The sequence below is a fragment of the Bradyrhizobium sp. Kon58 genome (genome assembly GCF_055807455.1).
In genome coordinates this window covers 98927-116072 of sequence record NZ_JBVVOT010000019.1, presented here as the reverse complement: position 1 = coordinate 116072, position 17146 = coordinate 98927, and the positions used below count along the sequence as shown (strand labels likewise).

At 63.5% G+C, this 17146-nt stretch carries 17 protein-coding genes; 15 read left to right on the top strand and 2 right to left on the bottom strand.

Annotation, left to right across the window (positions count from 1 at the left end; translation table 11 throughout):
* The first annotated feature begins 162 nt into the window (after positions 1-162).
* Positions 163-945 (top strand): Crp/Fnr family transcriptional regulator, encoded by a 783-nt coding sequence (locus AC0L20_RS26975; RefSeq protein WP_473293760.1) that lies wholly within the window; start codon positions 163-165, stop codon positions 943-945.
* Here the strand turns inward: AC0L20_RS26975 and AC0L20_RS26970 are convergent.
* Together AC0L20_RS26970 and AC0L20_RS26965 are read right to left on the bottom strand one after the other, a co-directional pair.
* Positions 920-1861: a glycosyltransferase family protein gene (locus AC0L20_RS26970; RefSeq protein WP_473293759.1), complete on the bottom strand. Its 942-nt coding sequence runs from the start codon at positions 1859-1861 to the stop codon at positions 920-922. The genes AC0L20_RS26975 and AC0L20_RS26970 overlap by 26 nt on opposite strands.
* A 12-nt stretch (positions 1862-1873) precedes the next feature.
* The gene (locus AC0L20_RS26965; RefSeq protein ID WP_247350305.1) at positions 1874-2161 is read right to left on the bottom strand and encodes a hypothetical protein; all 288 of its coding nucleotides are present in this window, start codon (positions 2159-2161) and stop codon (positions 1874-1876) included.
* 354 nt (positions 2162-2515) lie between these two features.
* Between AC0L20_RS26965 and AC0L20_RS26960 the strand changes: the two genes are divergently transcribed.
* From AC0L20_RS26960 to AC0L20_RS26895, 14 genes are all read left to right on the top strand, one after another.
* Positions 2516-3616 carry an inositol-3-phosphate synthase gene (locus AC0L20_RS26960; protein WP_473293758.1) on the top strand — a complete coding sequence of 367 codons (1101 nt, stop codon included), beginning with the start codon at positions 2516-2518 and terminating at the stop codon, positions 3614-3616.
* Positions 3616-4215, top strand: a complete 600-nt coding sequence (locus AC0L20_RS26955) for a histidine phosphatase family protein (protein WP_473293757.1) — start codon at positions 3616-3618, stop codon at positions 4213-4215. Before AC0L20_RS26960 ends, AC0L20_RS26955 begins: the two co-directional genes overlap by 1 nt.
* Entirely contained in the window at positions 4212-5315 is a 1104-nt protein-coding gene (locus AC0L20_RS26950; protein WP_473293756.1) for a CgeB family protein, read from the top strand. Before AC0L20_RS26955 ends, AC0L20_RS26950 begins: the two co-directional genes overlap by 4 nt.
* A 2-nt stretch (positions 5316-5317) precedes the next feature.
* The gene (locus AC0L20_RS26945) at positions 5318-6127 is read left to right on the top strand and encodes a nucleotidyltransferase family protein (RefSeq protein WP_473293755.1); all 810 of its coding nucleotides are present in this window, start codon (positions 5318-5320) and stop codon (positions 6125-6127) included.
* The gene (locus AC0L20_RS26940; protein WP_275169432.1) at positions 6124-6891 is read left to right on the top strand and encodes a TIGR04290 family methyltransferase; all 768 of its coding nucleotides are present in this window, start codon (positions 6124-6126) and stop codon (positions 6889-6891) included. Before AC0L20_RS26945 ends, AC0L20_RS26940 begins: the two co-directional genes overlap by 4 nt.
* Positions 6888-7841 carry a glycoside hydrolase 5 family protein gene (locus tag AC0L20_RS26935; RefSeq protein WP_473293753.1) on the top strand — a complete coding sequence of 318 codons (954 nt, stop codon included), beginning with the start codon at positions 6888-6890 and terminating at the stop codon, positions 7839-7841. Before AC0L20_RS26940 ends, AC0L20_RS26935 begins: the two co-directional genes overlap by 4 nt.
* Positions 7829-9034 (top strand): phosphopentomutase, encoded by a 1206-nt coding sequence (locus AC0L20_RS26930; protein WP_473293752.1) that lies wholly within the window; start codon positions 7829-7831, stop codon positions 9032-9034. Before AC0L20_RS26935 ends, AC0L20_RS26930 begins: the two co-directional genes overlap by 13 nt.
* Before the next feature lie 209 nt (positions 9035-9243).
* Positions 9244-10356, top strand: a complete 1113-nt coding sequence (locus tag AC0L20_RS26925) for an NAD-dependent epimerase/dehydratase family protein (protein ID WP_473293751.1) — start codon at positions 9244-9246, stop codon at positions 10354-10356.
* Complete coding sequence (locus AC0L20_RS26920) at positions 10356-11420, top strand: GDP-mannose 4,6-dehydratase (protein WP_473293750.1); 1065 nt, start codon at positions 10356-10358, stop codon at positions 11418-11420. The genes AC0L20_RS26925 and AC0L20_RS26920 overlap by 1 nt, the downstream gene beginning before the upstream one ends.
* Complete coding sequence (locus AC0L20_RS26915) at positions 11417-12703, top strand: TIGR04295 family B12-binding domain-containing radical SAM protein (RefSeq protein ID WP_473293749.1); 1287 nt, start codon at positions 11417-11419, stop codon at positions 12701-12703. The genes AC0L20_RS26920 and AC0L20_RS26915 overlap by 4 nt, the downstream gene beginning before the upstream one ends.
* Positions 12700-13803: a glycosyltransferase family 4 protein gene (locus tag AC0L20_RS26910; protein WP_473293748.1), complete on the top strand. Its 1104-nt coding sequence runs from the start codon at positions 12700-12702 to the stop codon at positions 13801-13803. The genes AC0L20_RS26915 and AC0L20_RS26910 overlap by 4 nt, the downstream gene beginning before the upstream one ends.
* A complete protein-coding gene (locus tag AC0L20_RS26905; RefSeq protein WP_473293747.1) occupies positions 13800-14930 on the top strand; it encodes a CgeB family protein in 1131 nt (376 codons plus the stop codon). Before AC0L20_RS26910 ends, AC0L20_RS26905 begins: the two co-directional genes overlap by 4 nt.
* Positions 14927-16015, top strand: coding sequence for a CgeB family protein (locus tag AC0L20_RS26900; protein WP_473293746.1), 1089 nt, complete (start codon positions 14927-14929; stop codon positions 16013-16015). Before AC0L20_RS26905 ends, AC0L20_RS26900 begins: the two co-directional genes overlap by 4 nt.
* Complete coding sequence (locus AC0L20_RS26895) at positions 16012-17136, top strand: CgeB family protein (protein ID WP_473293745.1); 1125 nt, start codon at positions 16012-16014, stop codon at positions 17134-17136. Before AC0L20_RS26900 ends, AC0L20_RS26895 begins: the two co-directional genes overlap by 4 nt.
* The last annotated feature ends 10 nt before the right edge of the window (positions 17137-17146 follow it).

The window sequence follows — 17146 nt, the reverse complement described above, 5'->3', positions numbered from 1 at the left end:
CGTCTACTGTTCCGGAACCGTTTGACCGATGGTCCCTCCCACTTCTGGGCGCATGCTGGGCAGACAAACATGACCTGCATGGAGTGAAACTATCAAAGTTTAATGCGCTCTATCGTTCTCATCGATCAGATTGGAGACGGGTTCTGAGTTGTTAGGCGACCAATGCAGGCAGGATTTGCGTTCTCCAAGCTCGCCGACCGGTTGGCGAGCCTCACTCCCGTAACGGCCGACGATCTCCACCTGCTCGCGGACATGGCAAGCACAATCGCGCATCTCGGTTCGCGTCAGGCCGTTTTGCGGCATGGCGATGATGCCACCCAGTGCTGTCTGCTCCTTCAGGGATACCTGTCGTGGCAGGATGCAGAGAGTGCAGACGGGCAGATCACGTCAATCCATGTTCCCGGAGACATCGCCGATCTACACACGCTTTATCGTCCTCGCGTTGACGGCAACCTGATCGCACTTGGCCCCGCCATCGTCGCTCTCGTGCCACACCGTTTCTTCCACGATTTGTCGGCGCGTTCGCCCGCTATGGCTCGCGCATTGCTGCTGATGCTGCTCACCAGCCACGCCATTCAGCGCAACTGGACAGTGAACCTGGGTAGCCGTGATGCATTGACGCGTGTGGCGCATCTGCTGTGCGAGATCACCACCCGCTTGCAAAGCGTCGGCTTGGCGAGAGATCTCAGGCTGCCATCACCCTTCACCCAATCGGACCTTGCGGCAGCATGCAGCATCTCCCCGGTCCACGCCAACCGCACGATTCAGGAACTGCGACGATGCAACCTCCTGCAATGGCAGGGTAAGACGGTAACGATCACGGACTGGCCGGGCCTCGTACGGCTCGCAAGATTCGATCCGACTTACCTGGGCATTCCGTCCAGCCGCGACGATGCGTCGTCCTCGCGTCTCCGGCCACTTACGGCGGACCTTGCGCTCGCTTGAGCTCCTTGCGGACGACACCCTGGAGACTTGCGGAGCGTGCAATCAGGGCCTCCCGCACCTCTCCAAGGACGCTATCCCAATTGCCTGATGTCCTCTGATGAAACAGCCGCAGGCTCGGATACCAAAGGGAATGGGACTCGGATGACGGCCAGCGCCAATCGCAATCCGCATGCAACAAGACCCACGCGTCACAGCCGAGTGCTCCCGCGAGATGAGCCACCATGGTGTCGACGCAAATGAGCAGATCTAGCCGCTGGAGGAGATGACCGAGAACCGTAATGTCGGGCGTACTGACGTCCTTCGCGCCGATCTCGGCCAGTTCGCGCGTCCGGGCCCCGCGTTGCAGTGAGCAGAGCGTCACGCCGGGAACGGCAAGTTGCCCTAGCAGGGACGGCGGGATGGTCCTTCGCTTGTCCCAGTTGCCAACCTCCCAAACCAGGCCGACGGCAAGACCTTGTGGCAGTGGTAGCTCGATCGCCGACGGCAGCGAAACGTAAGGTGCGCGCATTTCGACCTGCTCCCGCCTCGCCCTTATGGCATGCGGCACCTCCATAATCTCGATATCGACCTCGAAGTCGACGTCAGGTGCACCGTCGTGGAGCGCAAAGGCCCGATCGACGCCGGCCGCTCGCTCAACCAGCGGCCGAAGCTCGCTCTGGCACCAGACCGTGACGCGGCGCGCGACGCCACGAAGCGGCCGCATGAAGCGCAGGAACTGGATGGTGTCGCCGAGCCCGTGGTAACAGCGGACCAGTACATCCTTGCCCCTCAGCTCCTCGCCGCGCCAGATGCGCTGGAGGTGACGAGGCCCGGTATGCTTGGGGGGATACGCAAGCACCGTCAGATCGCGGTCATTGATCGCCCAGGCGCGTTCGAACTCGCCTGCCCGCATCGCCTCGGTCCAGCTGCCCGACACGTGGTGATCCAACTAGCGTCGCACGAATTTGTGAAAGCGGCTCGGCTTACCGTCCTTGGTCTGGTCCTGGTGGAGGAAGGCAATGCCGGCCTCGTCGAACTTGGTGAAGAATTCGTCCCAGCCGATCCGGTCGAGCCCTTCGTCGGGCGGATCGAAATCGATGCGCAGGATGCCGGCGTGTCCGTCCTCCTCGGTAGCCTTGACCGTCGCGGGCTTTCCGCCGCGCTCCTCCGCCCATTTCCGGATCACGTCATGGCTGGTGGTCTGCTGGGCTTCGCTGGTTTGTGATTTGGATGACATGTGACACCTCGATTTCCGACAAAGAGCAAGCGACGGTTAGGTCGTCGCGTCAGACTGTTTCGCCGTGAACGCCGGACGCGAGGATTTGTTCTTTTGTAGGCCGGACTCTCTCAAAGCATCATCTTCTTCATCTTCATCATGGCAGCGTTTCGTTCCCGCCAAACTCCCCGGGATTCTATCCCAGGTTAAGCGCGCGAAATTTTTTCGGCCGAAATCCGACGTGAGGCGGACATAGTGCCGTGAGTTCAGGAACGAACATACGTTCCTCACGTTCGCCGACGTACTTACGTCAACACTGCAAGTCTTCAACACTGCATGCCTCAACGCTGCACGTCTTCCGGAGGGCCTCGATCCATGCATTCTCGTCTTCAGGACAGGCGGCGTGTGCGCGTCGGCATCGTCGGTGTCGGCAATTGTGCGAGCTCCTTCGTTCAGGGGCTCTCCTACTACCGGGACGCCAAATCGAATGAGCCGGTGCCTGGGCTGATGAACGCCGATCTCGGCGGCTACCACATCAGCGACATTCAGGTCGCGTCGGCCTTTGACGTCCATGCCGGCAAGGTCGGACGCGACGTGGCCGAGGCGATCTTCGCAGCGCCGAACAACACCCACCGCTTCTCCGACGTCGCGCCCACCGGCGTCGTGGTCCAACGCGGCCCGGTCATGGACGGCGTCGGCCAATATCTCAAGGATGACGTTCCGATCGCGGATGTCCCGGAAGCGGACGTCTCCGAAGTGCTCGCGACGTCGCGCACGGACGTGCTTGTGTCCTATCTTCCCGTCGGTTCGCAGCGCGCGAGCGAATTTTACGCCGCGCGCGCGATCGAGGCCGGCTGCGGCTACGTTAATTGCATCCCGGTCTTCATTGCCTCGCATCCCGACTGGCGGCGGCGCTTCGAGGACGCAGGCCTGCCGATCGTCGGCGACGACATCAAGAGCCAGGTTGGCGCCACCATTCTGCACCGTGTGCTCGCCAACCTCTTCCGCGAACGCGGCGTGCGGCTGGACAGAACCTACCAGCTCAATGTCGGCGGCAACACCGATTTCAAGAACATGCTCGAGCGCGAGCGGCTGACATCAAAGAAGATCTCCAAAACCCAAGCCGTGACCAGCCAGTTCGACGTGCCCATGGATGCCGACAATATCCATGTCGGCCCGAGCGACCATGTGCCGTGGCTGACCGACCGCAAGCTGGCCTTTATCCGCCTGGAGGGCACGACGTTCGGCGGTGTTCCCTTGAGCGCGGAAGTCAAGCTCGAGGTATGGGACTCCCCGAACTCGGCGGGCGTCGTAATCGACGCGGTCCGCTGCGCCAAGCTTGCCATGGACCGCGGGCAGGCCGGGGCGCTGACGGGCCCTTCGAGCTATTTCATGAAGTCGCCGCCTCAGCAGTTCACGGACGAGGAAGCCGGACGGCGAACCCGCGCCTTCATCGACGACAAGGCGTATACCTGATGGCGAAGATCATTCATCTGATCCGCCACGGGCACCATGCCCTGCTCGGCCGCACGCTCTGTGGGCGGATGAAGGGCGTAGAGCTCGATGATCTCGGCTGCGAGGAAATCGCGCGATGTGCTGATACCTTCACGCCGCCGCCGAGCATGGTTCAGTCGAGCCCGCAGCGGCGCTGCATGCAGTCGGCCTGCATCCTGGCGGCGCACTTCGGCTTGCCGGTCGAGATCGTGCCGGCACTCGACGAGCTCGACTACGGCGAATGGACCGGACTGTCGTTCGAGGCGCTCGCCCGGGACCCCCGATGGTCGCGCTGGAACGAACAACGCGGAACGAACCGCCCGCCGGGCGGCGAAAGCATGCGGTCGCTCCAGAAGCGCGTCGTCGCCCATCTGGAGCAGCTGCGCAATGATCACGGTAGCGGCACCGTCGTCGTCGCCGTCAGCCATGCAGAACCGATCCGCGCGGCGCTGCTGCACTATTCCCGGAAAGAGCTCGACGACTTTCTTTCGATCGAGATCGACCCCGGCAGCGTCAGCACCCTCAGCGTGGACAATCGCGGACTCAGGATCACCGGGATCAATCAGCGGGTGCCAGCGTGAAGATCGTCATTTTCGGCCTGACAATTTCTTCGTCCTGGGGCAACGGCCACGCCACCTTGTGGCGAGGGCTTTGCAAGCATCTCGCGCGAGCCGGCCACAGCGTCGTCTTTTTCGAACGCGACGTGCCCTATTACGCCGGCGCGCGGGATTTGCACGAGCTGCCCGGCGGCCAATTGCGACTGTTCTCGAACTGGGACGACGTGCTTCCTTTGGCGCGCAGCGACATTCGTGATGCCGACGTCGCGATCGTGACCTCCTATTGTCCCGACGCGATCGCCGCCACGGAGCTTGTCCTGTCCGAGGGCCGTGCGGTGCCCGTGTTCTACGACCTCGACACGCCGGTCACGCTGGCGAAGCTCATGGACGGCGAGGCCGTTCCCTATATTGGGCCGCGCGGCCTGCGGGATTTCGCCCTGGTCCTGAGCTTCACCGGCGGTCCACGCATCTGCAACGAATTTCGCGACAGGCTCGGCGCCTGCAATGTCCGCCCGCTCTACGGCCATGTCGATACGGACACCCATCGACCGGTGCCGCCGCAGCCGCATTACCGGGCGGATCTGTCCTATCTCGGCACTTATTCTCAGGATCGCCAGCGCGCGCTCGAGGCTCTGTTCGTCGAACCTGCACGCAGCAGGCAGGATCGGCGATTCCTGATCGGGGGTGCACAATACCCGGAAGATTTTCCCTGGTCGCCAAACATCTACTTCGTGCAGCACTTGCCGCCGTCGGAGCACGCGTCGTTCTTTGCGTCGTCCCGGCTGACACTCAACGTCACGCGGCGCGCCATGGCGGAGATGGGCTGGTGCCCCTCCGGCCGCCTGTTCGAAGCCGCTGCCTGCAAGGCCCCGCTGCTCAGCGACGACTGGCCGGGACTCGATGAATTCTTTGAACCCGGGCAGGAGATCCTGATCGCACGCGATGCGAAGGACACGCTTGCCGCGTTGACGATGGCCGACGCCGAGCTTCAGCACATCGCCGGGCGCGCATATGAACGGACCATGGATCAGCACACATCCGACAAGCGCGCAGCCGAACTGATTTCGCTGCTTGAGCAGACGGCATCCCTTGGCGCACGCCGACAGCAACCCGAGGAGGCCTGATCATGTGGGGCATCGTTCCGGCCGCGGGCCGCGGCAGCCGCATCCAGCCGCTCGCCTTTTCCAAGGAGTTGCTTCCGGTCGGAAGCCAACGGGACGACGGCGTCGACCGTCCGTGCGCCGTCTCCGAATATCTGCTGGAACGGCTGATCCTTGGGGGCGCCGACAAGATCTGCTTCGTGATATCTCCCGGCAAATCGGACATCCTCGAATATTTCGGCGATCATTATGGCAGCGCCCAGCTCGCCTATGTCGTGCAGCCCGATGCGTCGGGGCTGTGCGATGCCGTGTTCCGGGCGGGCACGGTCGTTGGCCACGACGAAGACATCCTGGTCGGACTTCCGGACACGGTCTGGTTCCCCAAGGCGGCCTTGCAGGCATTGCCGGCCGCTGACCTGTCATTTCTGCTGTTTCCGGTTGAGCACCCCGAGTTCTTCGATGCGGTCGTGCTCGACGGCGATCGTGTCACGGAGATCCAGGTCAAGCAGCCGGATGCGGCGTCGAAATGGATATGGGGCGCCTTCAAGATGTCCGGCAACGGATTTCGCGAGCTCCAGTCGCTGTGGACGAAGCGCGAGCGCCGGGATGAATATTTCGGGACGCTCGTCAATGCCTACATCGCGGCCGGCGGCCAGGGTCTCGGCGTCAAGGCTGGCGAATCCTATGTCGACGTCGGCACCATCGACGGCTACCGGACGGCAATGGCGTTGCTCGCGGAAAGCTCCGCCGGGAACGGACGCTCTCGGCTGCTGGCCGGCGGTTCGCCGGAGGCAGCCCGCCCGGCCCACGCAATGAACAATGGAGTGACCGCATGAGCAGAGGCGCCCTCTCCCGCGAGGAAATCCGTCAGCGCGTCGATGCGCTCGGGCCATGGTTTCACAATCTGGACCTGAACGGCGTGCCGACCGCGCCTTCACACTTTCTCGGCGACTATCCCAACGTGAAATGGCGCCGCTTCTCCGGGATCATCCCGGACCGCCTCGAAGGCAAGACCGTGCTCGATATCGGCTGCAATGCCGGTTTCTACGCCATGGAGATGAAGCGACGCGGCGCCGAGCGCGTCCTCGGCCTGGACACTGACGACGAATATCTCGCGCAAGCGCGCTTCGCGGCTGAGGTGAACGGGCTCAGGATCGAATTCCGCAAGATGTCAGCCTACGATGTCGGACAGCTGCGCGAAAAGTTCGATCTCGTGATCTTCATGGGCGTGCTCTATCACCTGCGGCACCCTCTGCTGGCACTCGACCTGATCCACGAGCACGTCGCCGGCGATCTCCTGTTGTTCCAGTCGATGCAGCGCGGCGACAGCCGCGTGGATTCCCTGGACAAGAACTACGACTTCTGGACCACCGATCAGTTCGATTCCCCGGGCTATCCAAAGCTGCACTTCATCGAGAACAAATATGCCGACGACCCCACAAATTGGTGGGTGCCGAACCGCGCCTGCGCCGAAGCCATGCTGCGCAGCGCCGGCTTTGCGATCGCGGCGCATCCGGAAGAGGAAGTCTATCTCTGCAAGCGGGTGGCGAGGCCGCAGGCGGAAGGTCCGGTTTATCCGTCGCGGGAGACCGGCCGATGATCGAAGCGGCCAAGATCTGGAACGAGCCCAACAACAAGTCGCACTGGGACATCCTGATCGATCCGGATTGGACCATGTTCGCGAGCCTGGCGCTCGCTGCCGGAAAGGCGATCCGCAGTGCGCATCCCACACTGCCGCGTGTGCTTGGCGGTATATCGCCGATCGATCCGTCCTTCATCCGCAACATGCAGGCGCGCGGCGTGCTCGATCATGTCGATGCCGTGGCCGTGCACGGCTTTCCGCTGGACTGGAACCTGTGGCAGATCTCGGAATGGCCGGCCAAGCTCGACGAGATCAAGGCCGTCACTTCCCTGCCGGTGTGGGTGAGCGAGGTGGGAGTCTCGTCCTTCGGTGCCGAGGAGGTGCAGGCCTGGGGACTGACCCGAACGGCGGAGTTGTTGATCGGCCGCGTGCCGCGGATTCATTGGTACAGCCTCTACGATCTTCCTTCGAGCTGGGAGGCGACCACGCGGCACAAGGAAGCTGAAGGCTCGTCGTACTATCGGCACTTCCACATGGGGCTGCTGCGCGAGGACGGAACGCCGAAAGCCTCGGCGGACCTTTTCGCCCAATATGCACCCGCGATGGGCCTGTGCCAGTGGTTTCACTTCGAGGACCACCGCCTCGACGACGCCGTGCGCTGGATGCGCCGGCTCGGCGTGCAGCATCTCAGGACCGGCCTGTCCTGGGCCGACAGCTTCCGTCCCAACGCGCTCGCCTGGTTCGATCGGCAGATGGACGCGCTGGCCGAGTTTCAGGTCACCGTGACCTTCTGCTTCACCCCGGAACATCGCGGTATCGAACCTCATCACACCAGCCCGCCCCTCGACGTCAACGAGTTCGCGGATTTCTGCGCACAGATGGTCGAACGCTATTGCGCGAAAACCGGACTCGCGCCGTCCGTAGCGTCTTCCCGCCCAGCCATCTCGGAGCCGACATGCGTGCCCTGATCCTGGTGATGGACTCCGTCGGGATCGGCGCCGCCCCCGATGCCATCAATTACGGCGACGAGGGTGCCGATACCGTCGGCCACATTGCTGACATGTGCATGGCCGGCACTGCCGACGGACCAGGCCGGGAGGGGCCGCTTCGGCTTCCCAATCTGGTTGCGCTCGGACTTGGCGAGGCTTGCCGTCTCGCCACCGGACGCGTGCCGCCGGGGCTCGATGGCCGTCCTGAGCACGCGCGATTTGGCTGCGCGAGCGAGATCTCCAAAGGCAAGGACACGCCATCCGGCCATTGGGAGATCGCCGGCGTGCCGGTGCCGTTCGACTGGGGCTATTTTCCAAGAACCAAGCCGTGCTTTCCGCGCGACCTGGTGGAGCGCCTGTGCGAACAGGCTCGATTGCCCGGCATTCTCGGGAACTGTCACGCCTCCGGCACCGAGATCATCGCCGAATTCGGCGAGCGTCACATCAGGACGGGCGAACCGATCTGCTATACATCGGCCGACAGCGTGTTTCAGGTCGCAGCGCACGAGCAGACGTTCGGACTCGAACGCCTCTATGAGGTCTGCCGCATTGCCCGCCGACTGATCGATCCCCTCAACATCGGGCGCGTCATCGCACGTCCCTTCATCGGCACGTCGGCAGGTGACTTCAAGCGGACAGCCCACAGAAAGGACTTTTCCGTCCCCCCTCCCGAGCGGACGATCCTCGATCTTGCCGAAAGCGCAGGCCGTGACATCGTCACGATCGGCAAGATCGACGACATCTTCGCCCATCGCGCGACCGGGAGGAACCTGCGCGGCGACGGCAACCAGGCGCTGTTCGACGCCACCCTCGATGGGTTGGCCTCTCTCGCGGAGGGCGGGATGTTGTTCGCCAATTTTATCGATTTCGACACGCTGTACGGCCATCGCCGAGATGTCGGGGGCTATGCAGCGGCACTCGAAACCTTCGATGCGCGCGTTCCGGATCTGCTGAACCGCCTGCGCGAGGATGATTTCCTGATCATCACGGCCGATCATGGTTGCGACCCGACCTGGAGCGGTACCGATCACACCCGGGAACAAGTGCCGATTTTGGCGTGGAGCGCGCGGTCAACTTCTCCGATCGGCAAGCGCGCAGGATTTGCGGACATCGGCGCGACGGTTGCGAGCCATCTCGAACTGCAGGCGCCGGGTCACGGCGTACATTTCTAGCCCGCTGCACCCGGCAGATTCACCTGGGTTATTGATCCAGGTTAGAGAAATATTCGTTTGTAGGTTTCGCAGGAACGAACATTCCTTGCATCGCTTCTACTCCCAAATGTGACTGGCGCGCCGGTCGCCCGACCAGAACAGCAGCGCGCTTTCATTCTCATCACGGATTGATCCCGCAGGATCGATCTCACGGCGGCACGGAGCGGTGAATGACGCGAGTATTGATCACTGGAGGTGCGGGATTCATCGGGTCGCATACAGCCGACGCGCTGCTGGCGGCCGGCTATGAAGTCCGCCTGCTCGACAATCTCTCGCCGCAAGTCCACGGAGGCAACCGCCAGCGCCCCGCTTACCTTGCCAAAGACGCGGAGCTCATCGTCGGTGACGTCACCGACGCCCTCGCGGTCGATCATGCGTTGCGCGGCACCGACATGGTGCTGCATCTCGCATCAGCAGTCGGCGTCGGCCAGAGCATGTACGACATCGAACCCTATGTCAGAACCAACGAGCTCGGTACCGCCGTGCTGTTGCAGGCACTATCCAAGCGCCCGGTCGCGCGGCTCGTGGTGGCCTCGTCCATGAGCATTTACGGCGAGGGCCTTTACCGGAGCGCCGATCAAAGTGTGGTCGCCTGCGAGGAGCGCGCGGTCGAGCAGCTTCGCCGCGGCGATTGGGAGCTGCACGATGCAGCCGGCAACCCGCTCGATCCCGTTCCCACGCCGGAGACAAAGCAGCCTTCGCTGAGCTCGATCTACGCGCTCAACAAATATGCGCAGGAGCGCATGTGCCTGATCACGGGCAAGGCTTATGGCATCCCGACGGTGGCGCTACGCTTCTTCAATGCGTTCGGACCGCGTCAGGCCCTGTCCAATCCGTACACCGGCGTGCTGGCCATCTTTGCCGCCCGGCTGCTCAACGGCCGCCCTCCCCTCGTCTTCGAGGACGGCCGGCAACGCCGCGATTTCGTCCATGTCCATGACGTCGCCCGCGCCTGCCGGATGGCGCTGGAGGCGGAGCACGCGCAGGACGTCTTCAACGTCGGCTCCGGCCAGAGTCGCACCATTCTGTCGGTCGCGGAGGATCTGGCCGAAGTCATGGGGCGCCGCGACATTGCCCCCGAGCTGACGCGGAAATATCGCGCCGGAGATATCCGGCACTGCTTCGCCGACATGGGAAAATCCCGCGACGTGCTCGGCTTCGAGCCTCGCGTCGCATTCAAGGATGGGCTCGAAGAGCTGGCGGAATATCTCGCCGACCAGATCGCTGACGATCAGGCCGAGCGAGCCACCAAGGAGCTGCAGCAACGAGGATTGGTCGCGTGATGAGTGAACGAGACAACAGACCCGTCCTGATCACCGGCGGCTGCGGGTTTATCGGCTGCAACCTCGCCGACCGGCTCGCGGAGCGCGGCGAGCCGGTACTGATCCTGGACAATCTCGCCCGCGCCGGCGTGCGAGAGAACGCGCAATGGCTGAAGTCCCGGCATGGCGACCGGGTCACAATCACCGTGGCCGACATTCGCGAGCCGATCCCGGTGATCGACGCCGTACGCGAAGCCCGCGCCGTGCTGCACTTGGCCGCCCAGGTCGCCGTCACTGATAGCGTGAGCGATCCGGCCACCGATTTCGAGATCAACGCGCGGGGCACATTGAACGTACTCGAAGCCGTGCGCCTCCACAACAACGCCGCGCCGATCGTGTTCGCCTCGACCAACAAGGTCTACGGACGCCTGATCGACGATGGCGACATCGCGCTCACCGGCCGCCGCTACACGCCGAAAACCGGCCTGCTCGGCGCTGGCATCTCGGAAAATGCGCCGCTCGACTTCTACAGCCCCTATGGATGCTCCAAGGGAACGGCGGATCAATACGTCCATGATTATGCGCGGGTCTACGGCCTCCAGACCGTGGTGATGCGCATGAGCTGCATCTATGGGCCCCGTCAATTCGGCACGGAGGATCAGGGCTGGATCGCGCATTTCCTGCTGAGCGCCATCCGCAGCAAAGAGCTGACGATCTATGGCGACGGCCATCAGGTCCGCGATGCGCTTCACGTCTCCGACGCGGCCTCGGCCTGGCTCGCCGTGCTCGATGGCATCGCACTGGCCCGTGGACGCGTCTTCAATCTCGGCGGCGGTCCGGCCAACGCAATCAGTCTGCTGGAATTGGTCGACCGCATCACCGATCTGACCGGCCGCAAGGTGGCCTATCGCTTTGCCGATTGGAGGCCCGGGGATCAGCCCTGGTACGTCACCGACACGCGCGCACTCTCCAACGCGCTCGGCTGGGCCCCTCAGGTTTCGTTCGCAGACGGTCTCCGATCCCTGCACACCTGGCTGGACGGCCGGTTCGGATCGTCACAAGGCAATCGCGAGGCGCTGGCATGACGCGTGTTGCCCTCATCAACCCAAACTGGGATTTTGGCGGCAGCATCTATTTCGGCTGCCGATCCCCTCACCTTCCGCTCGAACTCGGGATCTCTGAGCATTATTTGAAGGCGGCCGGGCACAAGACGCTGCTGCTCGACGCCCACATGTTCGATCTTTCCCTCGCCGATATCGAAGCCGAGCTGCGCGCGTTCGGCCCCGACCAGATCGTCATCACGACGGCACCGACCTATCTGTTCTGGCGCTGTGCCCCTCCCGAGCTCCGCGTTCCGCAGGAGCTTGCGAGGGCAGTGCGCGACTTGGCTCCGATCCTCATCGCGGTGGGCCCCCATGGCTCGACCGTGCCAAAAGCGGCGCTTCGAAAGCTCGGCACCGACATCGTCGTGATGGGCGAGTGCGAGGCTTCCTTGTTGCGTCTTGCCAATGGTGAGCGGGACTTTCCGGGCCTGTGCTTCGTCGATGGCGCATCGCTTCGTGTCAATGGCGGCCCGCAGGCGGTCTCATTCAAGGATCAGCCGCCGCTCGATTGGCCGGAGGAGATGATCCTCCGGCACCACCATCACCATCACCGCTTCGAAGCCGAGCCGCTGGCGCCGGGCGCCGAGGTCGAGGCGTCCAGGGGGTGTCCGTACAACTGCACGTTCTGCGCCAAGGAGAACTTCCGCAACGCTTACCGCAAGCGGCCTGCCTCCATCGTTCTCGAAGAGATCGACGGCCTGCGTCATCAGGGCATCGAATACGTCTATTTCATCGACGAGATTTTCCTTCCGAACGCGGAACTGTTGGAAGGGCTGACCACACGCGGGCTGAAGTTCGGAGTGCAGACCCGCATCGACCTTTGGAAGCCGGATATGCTCGCGCTGCTCGGCCGCGCCGGCTGCGTCTCGATCGAAGCCGGCATCGAAAGCCTCACGGTCGAGGGCCGCGCCGCGCTCGCCAAGAACTGCAAGATGACGACCGACCAGCTTGCCGAACGGCTGGTCGAAGCGCGCCGTCACGTCCCCTTCGTGCAAGCCAATTTGATCGAAGTCCCCGAGGACGACGACCCCATCGTGCAGCGCTGGCGCCGCACCATGCAGGATGCCGGCATCTGGGCCAACGATCCGGTCCCGCTGTATCCCTATCCCGGCTCGCCGGATTATCGAAAGCTGTGGGGCGAGCCCGATGATTCCGCTTGGGAGCGCGCACACCGGCACTATCTCGCGATGTTCGACCAGTTCAGCGATGTGCAGAACGATCGCCCGGTCCCGCTCGAGGCTCTCGAACTGCAGGTGGCGTCATGAGCCGCAGCTCGCAGCTCACGATCCTGATAACGACTGACACCGTCGGAGGCGTCTGGACCTATTCGTCATCTCTCGCTTCCTCCCTTGCTGCGAAGGGCGCCGACGTCACCTTGGTGACGATGGGTCCGCGCGCGCGGGCCGGCCAGCTTGCGATGCTCCGTGGCTCGCGGGTCCGCCTGATCGAAACGGACCTTGCACTCGAATGGCAGGACCCGGAAGGACAAGATCTGTCCCAGGCCAGGCGCGTCCTTGCGAAGCTCGAAGCCAGTATCGGGCCCGACGTCGTTCACCTCAATAGTTTTCGCGAGGCGACCTTCGCCTGGCGCGCTCCGGTGGTGGTCGTCGCGCATTCCTGCGTCAATTCCTGGGGGCTCGCTTGCCACGATACGAACTGGCTCGGTGAACCGAAATGGCGCGGCTACACCGAACGGGTGACGGCCGCACTCGACACGGCACAGGCCTGGGTTTGTCCCAGCCAGTCCTTCCACGATGACATTGCGGAAATCTATCGGCCTCGCTCGCGCGGCATCGTGATCTGGAATGGAATTGGCCCTCAGGGCCTCGCGGGGCGGAAGCAAGACGTGATCTTTGCGGCGGGCCGGCTCTGGGACCGCGCCAAGAACATCGAGGTCCTGGCGGCCGCGGCACCTGGGCTGGACTGGCCCATTCAGGTCGCCGGGCCGGCGGACGAGTGCCCTTCGGCTTCCGTCACCTGGCTCGGGCAGTTGTCTCACGAAGCCATGCGCGCGCACTTGCAGCACGCTGCCATCTTCGCCAGCCCCGCGCTCTATGAGCCGTTCGGCCTCTCCGTTCTGGAAGCCGCGGCGGCGGGATGCGCTCTCGTCCTATCCGACATTCCCACTTTCAGGGAATTGTGGAGCGGGGCCGCGCTGTTCGTCGATCCCACCGACAGCAAGGCGCTGCATCAAGCACTCGCAGGTCTGTGCACCGACGACGGCGAGCGGGTACGGCTGCAACGTGCCGCCTTTGAGCATTCCCTGACCTACTCGCTGGGCCGAACCACGAGCGCCTATCTCAGCCTCTACGAGGAGCTGCTTGCGGTCCATCACGCGCCCGCCCCCATGGAGGTACGCGCATGAAATGCGTTCTGTTCTACCACGCGTTCACCTCCTGCTGGAACAATGGCAATGCCCATTTCCTGCGTGGCTACGCCCGCGAACTTCACGCGCTCGGTCACGAGGTTGTCGTGTTCGAGCCAATCGACGGCTGGAGCCGATTGAATGCGATCAAAGAGGGCGGCAGTCAGACGATGGAGGATATTCCAGCGCTGTTTCCCGGAATCGGCATCCGCCGTTACGACGCTTCCCTTGATCTCGATGAAGCCTTGCACGGCGCCGATCTCGTCGTCGTCCACGAATGGAATTCGCCTGATCTGATCGCGGACATCGGATCGAGACGGGCTCACGGCGCTCCGTTCACGCTGCTGTTCCACGATACCCATCATCGCGCCGTCAGCGCACCGGACGAACTTGCGCAGTTCGACCTCGACGGATTCGACGGTGTGCTCGCCTTCGGCGAGGTGCTTCGCCAAATCTATCTGAAGCTCGGCTGGGCCGACCGGGCCTTCACCTGGCACGAGGCGGCCGACATCGCCCTGTATCATCCGCTGTCGCATATCGAGCGCACCGACGATGTTGTCTGGATCGGCAATTGGGGCGACGGCGAACGCAGTGCCGAGCTCAACGAATTTCTGGTCGAACCCGTGGCCGAGCTGAAGCTGCGCGCGGGGGTCTATGGCGTCCGCTATTCGGACGCGGCGCTTGCGACCATTCAGGCGGCAGGCATTCGATATGGCGGCTGGCTGCCCGCACACTGGGCTCCCATTGCTTTCGCCGGCGCACGCGCGACTGTTCACGTTCCCCGCGGCCCCTATGTCCGCTTGCTCCCGGGCATTCCGACCATTCGCGTCTTCGAAGCGATGGCGTGCGGCATTCCGCTGGTCTCGGCCCCCTGGTCAGATGCGGAAGGCCTGTTCCCGGAAGGTGCCTATCTCAGCGCTTCCGACGGCACCGAAATGAAGCGGGCGCTTCGTGCGCTGCTCGATGACCGAGAGTTATGGTCCGCCACGGTGGAGACCGGGCTCCGCACGATCAAGGAGCGTCACACCTGCCGTCATCGGGCGGAGCAGCTTGTCGGCATCGCGCAGGAGCTCCGGGCCACAGGCCACTCCACACAGCCCCTGCGATACATCGGAGCCTCCGCATGAAGATCTGCTTCTTCGGATCCAGCCTCGTCTCATCCTACTGGAACGGTGCCGCCACCTATTACCGCGGCATGCTGAAGGAGATTGCGGCCCTCGGCCACGACGTCACATTCTTCGAGCCCGATGCCTTCGAGCGCCAGGCTCATCGCGACATCGACGATCCGGACTGGGCGAAGGTCGTGGTCTACGCCGCAACGCCCGACGGCTGGCGAAGCTCGCTTGAGGAAGCCGCCCGCTCGGCCGACATGCTGGTCAAGGCCAGCGGCGTCGGCGTCTTCGATCAGGAGCTGGAGAACGCGGTCGCCGAAATTCCATCGAATGCAATGCGCATCTACTGGGACGTCGACGCCCCCGCGACGCTGGAGTCGGTGGCGGACAATCCAGACCATCATCTGCGCCATGCGATCCGGTCCTACGACATGGTTTTGACCTATGGCGGCGGCGATGCTGTCGTATCCGCTTATCGCGGCATCGGCGCGCGAGACTGCGTGCCGGTCTACAATGCGCTCGACCCCGCCACGCACTTTCCGGCGCCGCCCAATGCGCGCTTCACGTGCGATCTGAGCTTACTGGCAAACCGCCTCCCTGATCGCGAGCAGCGCGTCGAGCGGTTCTTTCTCGACGTCGCACGCCAACTGCCTGACAAGACGTTCGTGCTCGGTGGATCGGGGTGGGACTCCAAAGACACGCCAGCCAATCTGCACAAGGTCGGGCATGTCGGGACCGGCGACCACAACGCGTTTTTCGGCTCCGGTCTGGCTACGCTGAACGTCAATCGCGACAGCATGGCGCGCTACGGCTTCTCGCCGCCAACACGCGTGTTCGAAGCCATTGGTGCTGGCGCCTGCCTGATCACCGACGAGTGGGACGGCATCGATCATTTTCTCGAGCCAGATCGCGAGGTGCTGGTGGCCGCGAGCGGGGCGGAGGTCGCGGAGCATCTTGCCGCACTGCGCCCCAACCGAGCTCAGGCGATCGCAGCGCGCGCTCGTGCGCGCATTCTGAGCCATCACACCTACCGGCAGCGCGCGCGCCAGTTCAACGATCTCTTTGCCGCAAGCAGTTCGCGAATCGAGGCAGCAGAATGAAGCTCACCATCGTCGTCGTCGGTCTTTCGGTTACTTCGTCCTGGGGCAATGGCCATGCCACGACCTATCGCGCCCTGATCGAAGCCCTGGCACGACGAGGTCACCAGGTCACGTTTCTGGAACGCGACGTCCCGTGGTATCGCGAGCATCGTGATCTTGCCAAACCTTCCGCTTGGACTGTCGAGCTTTACCAATCCTTGAAGGACATCCCGCAGCGTTTCGGAAAAATGATCCGCGATGCCGATCTGGTGGTCATCGGCTCCTACGTGCCCGACGGCATCGCGATCTCCGAATGGATCACGACCCATGCCCGGGGGATTACCGCCTTCTACGACATCGACACACCGGTCACGCTTGCCAAGCTCGAACAGGGCCTGGACTACCTTTCCGCGGCGATGATCCCGCGCTTCGACCTTTATTTGTCCTTTGCCGGCGGCCCGGTGCCCGGCATGATCGAGGAGAACTATGGCAGTCCGCTGGCTCGGGTGCTGTATTGCAGTGCCGACACCGACATCTACGCGCCGCAACACGCGGAGAAGAAATGGGCACTGGGCTATCTCGGAACCTACAGCGAGGACCGGCAACCGGTTCTGGAGCAGTTGCTGCTCGCCCCTGCTCGCACTCTGTCACGCGAGCAATTCGTCGTCGCCGGGGCGCAATATCCTGATGAGGTGGTCTGGCCCGCCAATGTCGCCCGGATCGAGCACCTTACACCCAAACATCATCCGGACTTTTACGCAGGGCAACGCTTTACGCTGAACGCCACCCGCGCCGACATGCGCGCGCTCGGCTTCTCGCCCAGCGTTCGGCTGTTCGAAGCGGCCGCGTGCGGCACGCCCGTCATCTCGGACCGGTGGCCTGGAATCGAGACCGTCTTCGAGCCTTCCCGGGAAATCCTGCTCGCATCGAGCCCTCGCGACGTCGTGGAGATCCTGCGCGACATGCCCGAGGAGCAAAGGCGCACGATCGCGGAAAACGCGCGGCGCCGCGTTCTGGCCGACCACACCTCCGACCATCGCGCCCGGCAAGTGGAGACCTACTACGCCGAGGCATCGGTACGTCGCCGCTGGAAAGCCCCGCAACTTCCCGCCTCGCGTCCCATGCAGGTCGCTCAAATCTGAAAGGCAGCAC

What these genes read in the sequence shown, in the direction of transcription:
- AC0L20_RS26975 (WP_473293760.1), top strand. Translation starts at nt 163, where the DNA reads ATGCAGGCAGGATTTGCGTTCTCCAAGCTCGCCGACCGGTTGGCGAGC.
- AC0L20_RS26965 (WP_247350305.1), bottom strand. Translation starts at nt 2,161, where the DNA reads ATGTCATCCAAATCACAAACCAGCGAAGCCCAGCAGACCACCAGCCAT.
- AC0L20_RS26960 (WP_473293758.1), top strand. Translation starts at nt 2,516, where the DNA reads ATGCATTCTCGTCTTCAGGACAGGCGGCGTGTGCGCGTCGGCATCGTC.
- AC0L20_RS26955 (WP_473293757.1), top strand. Translation starts at nt 3,616, where the DNA reads ATGGCGAAGATCATTCATCTGATCCGCCACGGGCACCATGCCCTGCTC.
- AC0L20_RS26945 (WP_473293755.1), top strand. Translation starts at nt 5,318, where the DNA reads ATGTGGGGCATCGTTCCGGCCGCGGGCCGCGGCAGCCGCATCCAGCCG.
- AC0L20_RS26940 (WP_275169432.1), top strand. Translation starts at nt 6,124, where the DNA reads ATGAGCAGAGGCGCCCTCTCCCGCGAGGAAATCCGTCAGCGCGTCGAT.
- AC0L20_RS26935 (WP_473293753.1), top strand. Translation starts at nt 6,888, where the DNA reads ATGATCGAAGCGGCCAAGATCTGGAACGAGCCCAACAACAAGTCGCAC.
- AC0L20_RS26930 (WP_473293752.1), top strand. Translation starts at nt 7,829, where the DNA reads ATGCGTGCCCTGATCCTGGTGATGGACTCCGTCGGGATCGGCGCCGCC.
- AC0L20_RS26925 (WP_473293751.1), top strand. Translation starts at nt 9,244, where the DNA reads ATGACGCGAGTATTGATCACTGGAGGTGCGGGATTCATCGGGTCGCAT.
- AC0L20_RS26920 (WP_473293750.1), top strand. Translation starts at nt 10,356, where the DNA reads ATGAGTGAACGAGACAACAGACCCGTCCTGATCACCGGCGGCTGCGGG.
- AC0L20_RS26915 (WP_473293749.1), top strand. Translation starts at nt 11,417, where the DNA reads ATGACGCGTGTTGCCCTCATCAACCCAAACTGGGATTTTGGCGGCAGC.
- AC0L20_RS26910 (WP_473293748.1), top strand. Translation starts at nt 12,700, where the DNA reads ATGAGCCGCAGCTCGCAGCTCACGATCCTGATAACGACTGACACCGTC.
- AC0L20_RS26905 (WP_473293747.1), top strand. Translation starts at nt 13,800, where the DNA reads ATGAAATGCGTTCTGTTCTACCACGCGTTCACCTCCTGCTGGAACAAT.
- AC0L20_RS26900 (WP_473293746.1), top strand. Translation starts at nt 14,927, where the DNA reads ATGAAGATCTGCTTCTTCGGATCCAGCCTCGTCTCATCCTACTGGAAC.
- AC0L20_RS26895 (WP_473293745.1), top strand. Translation starts at nt 16,012, where the DNA reads ATGAAGCTCACCATCGTCGTCGTCGGTCTTTCGGTTACTTCGTCCTGG.